Source organism: Methylobrevis pamukkalensis, assembly GCF_001720135.1.
In the GTDB taxonomy this organism is placed as follows: Bacteria; Pseudomonadota; Alphaproteobacteria; order Rhizobiales; family Pleomorphomonadaceae; genus Methylobrevis; species Methylobrevis pamukkalensis.
In genome coordinates this window covers 1-389 of sequence record NZ_MCRJ01000332.1, presented here as the reverse complement: position 1 = coordinate 389, position 389 = coordinate 1, and the positions used below count along the sequence as shown (strand labels likewise).

Here is a 389-nt window from a genome sequence, read left to right as displayed (position 1 = left end):
GCGCCGTCGATCTGCGCCTGCTCGAACGGCTCCTTGGGCATCGCCGACAGGGCGGCGAGCAGGGTGAGCGTGACGAGCGGCGTCCAGTGCCAGACGTCCATCACCACGGTGGTGAAGAAGGCCTGGTCGACGAAGCGGCCGATGTTGTAGTTGATGCCGAACCACGCGTCCAGATAGTAGGGCAGCGGCCCGAGCCCCGGCACCGTCAGCAGGCGCCAGGTGGCGCGACCGCGATCGGCGCGATCACCAGCGGCAGGGTGTGGATGGTGCGGAACAGGCCCTTGCCGGGCACGTCGCGCATGAACAGCTGGGCGAGCAGGTAGCCGAGCACCACCTCTGTGACCACCGCGAAGAAGGCGAACTTAAGGGTCAGCCACAGCGCGTTGAGG

General features: G+C 67.6%; 1 pseudogene. It reads right to left on the bottom strand.

Features of this window, described 5'->3' with window-relative positions:
• Positions 1 to 389, bottom strand: a pseudogene (locus tag A6302_RS21800) (carbohydrate ABC transporter permease); the annotation flags it as partial.